4 protein-coding genes are annotated in these 6,696 nt (G+C 55.1%); all 4 read left to right on the forward strand.

Features of this window, described 5'->3' with window-relative positions; genetic code table 11:
• Positions 1 to 9: 9 nt before the first annotated feature.
• The 4 genes from relA to eno all read left to right on the forward strand — a co-directional run bounded on the left by relA (position 10) and on the right by eno (position 6,580).
• Positions 10 to 2,241: a GTP diphosphokinase gene (gene relA / locus H5P17_RS21655; protein WP_020825239.1), complete on the forward strand. Its 2,232-nt coding sequence runs from the start codon at positions 10 to 12 to the stop codon at positions 2,239 to 2,241.
• A gap of 154 nt (positions 2,242 to 2,395) precedes the next feature.
• Positions 2,396 to 3,190 (forward strand): nucleoside triphosphate pyrophosphohydrolase, encoded by a 795-nt coding sequence (gene mazG / locus H5P17_RS21660; RefSeq protein WP_182825146.1) that lies wholly within the window; start codon positions 2,396 to 2,398, stop codon positions 3,188 to 3,190.
• 375 nt (positions 3,191 to 3,565) lie between these two features.
• Positions 3,566 to 5,203: a glutamine hydrolyzing CTP synthase gene (gene pyrG, locus H5P17_RS21665; RefSeq protein ID WP_020825241.1), complete on the forward strand. Its 1,638-nt coding sequence runs from the start codon at positions 3,566 to 3,568 to the stop codon at positions 5,201 to 5,203.
• Positions 5,204 to 5,284: 81 nt separating this feature from the next.
• Positions 5,285 to 6,580, forward strand: a complete 1,296-nt coding sequence (gene eno, locus H5P17_RS21670) for a phosphopyruvate hydratase (RefSeq protein ID WP_020825242.1) — start codon at positions 5,285 to 5,287, stop codon at positions 6,578 to 6,580.
• Positions 6,581 to 6,696 lie beyond the last annotated feature (116 nt).

A 6,696-nucleotide genomic window follows, 5' to 3' on the forward strand; every position in this document is an offset into this window, starting at 1 on the left:
GGAGAGGGTATGGTTGCGGTAAGAAGTGCACATCTGAACACGGCTGGTGAATTTGCTCTTGACGAGTGGATTGCCAGCTTGGGGCTACCTAACCCGCAGTCATGTGAGCGATTAGCCGCAACCTGGCGCTACTGTGAGCAGCAGACCCAGAACCACCCTAATGCGCCTCTGTTGCTGTGGCGCGGGCTGGAGATGGTCGAGATCCTCTCTACTCTGAGCATGGATAACGACAGCATGCGCGCCGCGCTGCTGTTTCCGCTGGTGGATGCCGGCATCGTGCAGGAAGAAACCCTGACCGAAGAGTTCGGCAAGGGCATCACCTATCTGGTGCATGGCGTACGCGATATGGACGCCATCCGCCAACTGAAAGCCACCCAAAACGATTCGATGGCCTCCGAACAGGTCGACAACGTGCGCCGCATGCTGTTGGCGATGGTGGAGGATTTCCGCTGCGTGGTCATCAAGCTGGCGGAGCGTATCGCTCACCTGCGTGAAGTGAAAGATGCGCCGGAAGACGAGCGCGTGCTGGCGGCGAAAGAGTGTTCGAACATCTATGCGCCGTTGGCTAACCGTCTGGGTATCGGGCAGCTTAAATGGGAGCTGGAAGATTTCTGCTTCCGCTACCTGCATCCGGACGAGTACAAACGCATCGCCAAGCTGCTGCACGAACGCCGCATCGATCGCGAACAGTTTATTGACGATTTCGTCGCCTCGCTGCGTAATGCGATGGTCGATGAAGGCGTCAAGGCGGACATCTACGGCCGTCCAAAACATATTTACAGCATCTGGCGCAAGATGCAGAAGAAGGCGTTGGCGTTTGACGAGCTGTTTGACGTGCGCGCGGTGCGCGTGGTGGTCGAGCGCTTACAGGACTGCTATGCCGCGCTGGGGATTGTGCATACCCACTTCCGCCATCTGCCGGATGAGTTCGACGACTACGTCGCCAACCCGAAGCCCAACGGTTATCAGTCGATCCACACCGTAGTATTGGGCCCGCGCGGGAAAACGCTGGAAATTCAGATCCGCACCCGGCAGATGCATGAAGATGCAGAACTGGGTGTTGCCGCGCACTGGAAATACAAAGAGGGTGCGGTTGCGACGGTACGTTCGGGCTACGAGGAACGCATCGCCTGGCTGCGCAAACTGATCGCCTGGCAAGAAGAGATGGCGGACTCCGGCGAGATGCTCGACGAGGTTCGCAGCCAGGTGTTCGACGATCGGGTGTATGTATTTACCCCGAAAGGCGACGTGGTGGATCTGCCTGCCGGTTCTACGCCGCTCGACTTCGCTTACCATATTCACAGCGACGTCGGTCACCGCTGTATCGGTGCCAAAATTGGCGGCCGCATCGTGCCCTTTACCTATCAGCTGCGGATGGGGGACCAGATTGAGATCATCACTCAGAAGCAGCCGAACCCAAGCCGCGACTGGCTGAACCCGAACCTGGGCTATATCACTACCAGCCGCGGACGTTCCAAGATCCACAACTGGTTCCGCAAACAGGATCGCGATAAAAATATCCTTGCCGGTCGCCAGATGCTGGACAGCGAGCTGGAACACCTCGGCATCAGCCTGAAAGAGGCCGAGAAGCTGCTGATCCCGCGTTACAACATGAATTCGCTGGATGAAATACTGGCGGCGATTGGCGGCGGTGATATTCGCCTGAATCAGATGGTGAATTTCCTGCAGGGCAAGTTCAACAAGCCGAGCGCCGAAGAGCAGGATCGCGAAGCGCTGCGGCAGCTGGTGCAGCAGAAAGCACCGCCGGCAACCCGCAGCAAGGACAACGGCCGGGTGGTGGTGGAAGGGGTAGGCAACCTGATGCACCACATTGCCCGTTGCTGCCAGCCGATCCCGGGCGACGATATTATCGGTTTTATCACCCAGGGGCGCGGCATCTCCATTCACCGTGCGGACTGTGACCAACTGGTGGATCTGCAATCGCACGCGCCGGAACGTATCGTGGACGCGGTGTGGGGCGAGAGCTATTCCAGCGGTTACTCGCTGGTGGTGCGCGTCATGGCCAACGATCGCAGCGGCCTGCTGCGTGACATCACCACCATTTTGGCCAACGAAAAGGTCAACGTGCTGGGTGTGGCCAGCCGCAGCGACACCAAAAAGCAGCTGGCAACCATCGATATGGACATTGAAATTTACAACCAGCAGGTGTTGGGCCGGGTGTTAGCCAAGCTCAATCAACTGCCGGACGTGATAGACGCCAAACGCCTGCACGGCAGCTAAATCACCTGCGTCTTTCGGGCCGCATCATTGTTGGCCAGGCTCCGTGGCTTCAGTTATCGTAGGGGCGAACCTATTCGCCCCGATTGACCCGGGCGCAGCACGCTGCGCCGCTACACTAATGACCGGCGCCGATTCTTTTGTCAGAGACTTTCTTATGACCCAATCTTCTCCACTGCACCGCTTGCTGAACATCATGAAAACGCTGCGCGATCCGCAGGTCGGTTGCCCATGGGACCGCAAACAAACCTTCGCCACCATCGCCCCTTACACGCTGGAAGAAACCTATGAGGTACTGGACGCTATCGAACGTCAGGACTACGGCGATCTGCGGGACGAACTGGGGGACCTGCTGTTCCAGGTGGTGTTCTACGCCCAGATAGGCCAGGAGCAGGGGCTGTTTGGTTTCGACGAGGTGTGTAACGCTATCAGCGACAAGCTGGAACGTCGCCATCCGCATATTTTCGGGGAAGCCGATGCCGCCGACAGCGAGGCCGTTGCGGCGCGTTGGGAGCAGTTGAAGGCCGGTGAGCGTGCAGAGAAAGCGCTGCATTCGGCGCTGGATGATATTCCTCAGGCGCTGCCGGCGCTGATGAAGGCGCACAAAATTCAGAAACGCTGCGCTTCGGTCGGCTTTGACTGGCATACGTTGGGTCCGGTGCTGGACAAGGTGTACGAAGAGATCGACGAAGTGATGCATGAAGCGCAGCAGGCGGTTGTCGACGAACAGAAACTGGAAGAGGAAATCGGCGACCTGCTGTTTGCCACGGTCAATTTATCGCGCCATCTTGGCCATAAGGCAGAAAATGCGTTGCAGGCCGCCAACCGCAAGTTCGAGCGCCGTTTCCGTCAGGTGGAAGAGATCATCCAACGGCGTGGGTTGCAGATGGGCGAAGCAACGCTGGAGCAGATGGAAGAGGCGTGGCAGCAGGTTAAGCGTCAGGAAAACTAATCTGCCGCTCGGGTGTCCTAGGATTGTCGCCGGAGCTTAACCTTGATCGGCGACAAGGTTCACCCAAGCTGAAACGGTTAAGCTCAGGACCATAGTTTGCTGAACCGTGGCTTACCGACAGCAAAACGCCAACAAACTGAAATCTAAGGCGTTTTATTGTCTCGAAAGGGCGGAAAAATAAAATTTTCCATGCTAACTCCTTGTTTTAAAAAGACAGGCACTGGCAGGCCGATAGAGTAAACCCTGATGAACCCTTGATGGTGACAGAGATGATGGACAGTAAAACGATCGTTTGTAGGTCTGGAGAGGTTCGGGTATACTACTTTCCCGTCTTGGTTCTTCCATCGTCTTTAAACCTAAACTCTCAGGTTCAGCATGACAACTAATTATATTTTTGTGACCGGCGGGGTCGTATCCTCTCTGGGTAAAGGCATTGCCGCAGCCTCTCTGGCGGCTATTCTTGAAGCCCGTGGCCTCAACGTTACCATCATGAAACTGGACCCGTACATCAACGTGGATCCGGGCACCATGAGCCCGATTCAGCATGGGGAAGTTTTCGTCACCGAAGACGGCGCAGAAACCGATCTGGATTTGGGTCACTACGAGCGCTACATCCGCACCAAAATGTCGCGCCGCAACAACTTCACCACCGGTCGCATTTACTCCGACGTTCTGCGTAAAGAACGCCGCGGCGACTATCTGGGCGCAACCGTACAGGTCATCCCGCACATCACCAACGCGATTAAAGAACGCATCCTCGAAGGCGGCGAAGGCCACGACGTGGTGTTGGTTGAGATCGGCGGTACCGTCGGCGATATCGAATCGCTGCCGTTCCTGGAAGCCATCCGCCAGATGGCCGTGGAAGTGGGCCGCGAGCACACCCTGTACATGCACCTGACGCTGGTGCCGTACATGGCTGCTGCCGGTGAAGTGAAAACCAAACCTACTCAGCATTCCGTAAAAGAACTGCTTTCCATCGGTATTCAGCCAGATGTGCTGATTTGCCGTTCCGATCGCACAGTTCCTGCTAACGAACGCGCGAAAATCGCACTTTTCTGTAACGTGCCGGAAAAAGCCGTTATCTCCCTGAAAGACGTTGATTCTATTTATAAAATCCCAGGCCTATTGAAATCTCAGGGGCTTGATGATTATATTTGTAAACGATTCAGCCTCAACGCGCCGGAAGCCAACTTGGCCGAGTGGGAGCAGGTTATTTACGAAGAAGCCAATCCGGGCGGCGAAGTGACTATCGGTATGGTCGGCAAATATGTCGAACTGCCGGATGCTTATAAGTCGGTGATTGAAGCTCTGAAACACGGCGGTCTGAAAAATCGTCTGACCGTGAACATCAAGCTGATCGACTCGCAGGATGTTGAAACCCGCGGCGTAGAAGTGCTGAAAGGTCTGGATGCGATCCTGATCCCAGGCGGCTTCGGCTACCGTGGCGTAGAAGGCAAGGTGATGACCGCGCGTTATGCGCGTGAAAACAACATCCCTTATCTGGGCATCTGTCTGGGTATGCAGGTGGCACTGATGGAGTTCGCCCGCAACGTTGTGGGTATGGAGAACGCCAACTCAACCGAGTTTGTGCCAGACTGTAAGTACCCGGTGGTGGCATTGATCACCGAATGGCGTGACGAAGACGGCAACGTTGAAGTGCGTACCGAAGAAAGCGATTTGGGTGGCACGATGCGTGTCGGTGGTCAGCAATGCCACCTGACCGACAATAGCCTGGTGCGCCAGATGTACGGCGAACCGACCATTGTTGAACGTCATCGTCACCGTTATGAAGTTAACAACATGCTGTTGAAGCAAATTGAAGCTGCCGGGCTGTTGGTTGCCGGCCGTTCCGCAGACAACAAGCTGGTTGAGATTATCGAACTGCCGAATCACCCGTGGTTTGTAGCTTGTCAGTTCCACCCGGAATTTACTTCGACGCCGCGTGATGGTCATCCGCTGTTCGCCGGCTTTGTGAAGGCCGCTGGTGAGTATCAGAAGCGCCAGGTGAAATAAAATATTTGGTAGGCGGCGCGCGGTGAGAACCGCGCGCTGTTTGTCTGGAGTTTTAGTTTAACTTGTACTGAGGAAAACCTAATGTCCAAAATCGTTAAAGTCATCGGTCGTGAAATCATCGACTCCCGCGGTAACCCGACTGTTGAAGCCGAAGTGCATCTGGAAGGCGGTTTCGTAGGTCTGGCTGCTGCGCCGTCAGGTGCTTCTACCGGTTCCCGTGAAGCACTGGAACTGCGTGACGGTGACAAGTCTCGTTTCCTGGGTAAAGGCGTACTGAAAGCCGTTGCTGCAGTAAACGGCCCGATCGCTCAGGCTGTATTGGGCAAAGATGCCAAAGACCAGGCTAACATCGACAAGATCATGATCGACCTGGACGGTACTGAGAACAAATCCCAGTTCGGCGCTAACGCCATTCTGGCGGTTTCCCTGGCAGCGGCTAAAGCGGCTGCAGCTTCCAAAGGTATGCCGCTGTATGAGCATATCGCTGAGCTGAACGGCACCCCAGGCAAATTCTCTATGCCACTGCCTATGATGAACATCATCAACGGCGGCGAGCACGCTGACAACAACGTCGACATTCAGGAATTCATGATTCAGCCGGTTGGCGCGAAAACCCTGAAAGAAGCCGTTCGCATCGGTTCCGAAGTTTTCCATCACCTGGCGAAAGTGCTGAAGGCCAAAGGCCTGAACACCGCTGTAGGTGACGAAGGCGGCTACGCACCAAACCTGGGTTCCAACGCCGAAGCCCTGGCTGTTATCGCTGAAGCGGTAAAAGCAGCAGGCTACGAGCTGGGCAAAGACGTAACTCTGGCGATGGACTGTGCGGCTTCCGAATTCTACAAAGACGGTAAATACGTCCTGGCTGGCGAAGGCAACAAAGCCTTCACTTCCGAAGAGTTCACTCACTTCCTGGAAGAGCTGACCAAACAATATCCAATCGTGTCTATCGAAGACGGCCTGGACGAATCTGACTGGGATGGTTTCGCATACCAGACCAAAGTGCTGGGCGACAAAATCCAGCTGGTGGGCGACGACCTGTTCGTTACCAACACCAAGATCCTGAAAGAAGGCATCGAGAAAGGCATCGCTAACTCCATCCTGATCAAATTCAACCAGATCGGTTCTCTAACCGAAACTCTGGCTGCTATCAAGATGGCGAAAGACGCAGGCTACACCGCAGTGATCTCTCACCGTTCAGGTGAAACCGAAGATGCAACCATCGCCGACCTGGCTGTGGGTACTGCGGCTGGCCAGATCAAAACCGGTTCTATGAGCCGTTCTGACCGCGTTGCTAAATACAACCAACTGATCCGTATCGAAGAAGCGCTGGGTGCGCGCGCTCCGTTCAATGGCCTGAAAGAAGTTAAAGGTCAGTAATAACGGTTCGGTTCGTTGCTAAATAAAAACCCGCTACGGCGGGTTTTTTTATCACTGATTATTTACAGGAGTGATAGTAAGTTTTTTTTTTTTATTTGTCTCTTTTACACATCTCC

This window comes from Serratia sp. OS31 (assembly GCF_014164835.1).
Classification (GTDB): Bacteria; Pseudomonadota; Gammaproteobacteria; order Enterobacterales; family Enterobacteriaceae; genus Serratia; species Serratia liquefaciens_A.

Bases quoted from the DNA above. Each gene is read 5' to 3' on its own strand.
- eno (WP_020825242.1), top strand. From the start codon at position 5,285: ATGTCCAAAATCGTTAAAGTCATCGGTCGTGAAATCATCGACTCCCGC.
- mazG (WP_182825146.1), top strand. From the start codon at position 2,396: ATGACCCAATCTTCTCCACTGCACCGCTTGCTGAACATCATGAAAACG.
- relA (WP_020825239.1), top strand. From the start codon at position 10: ATGGTTGCGGTAAGAAGTGCACATCTGAACACGGCTGGTGAATTTGCT.
- pyrG (WP_020825241.1), top strand. From the start codon at position 3,566: ATGACAACTAATTATATTTTTGTGACCGGCGGGGTCGTATCCTCTCTG.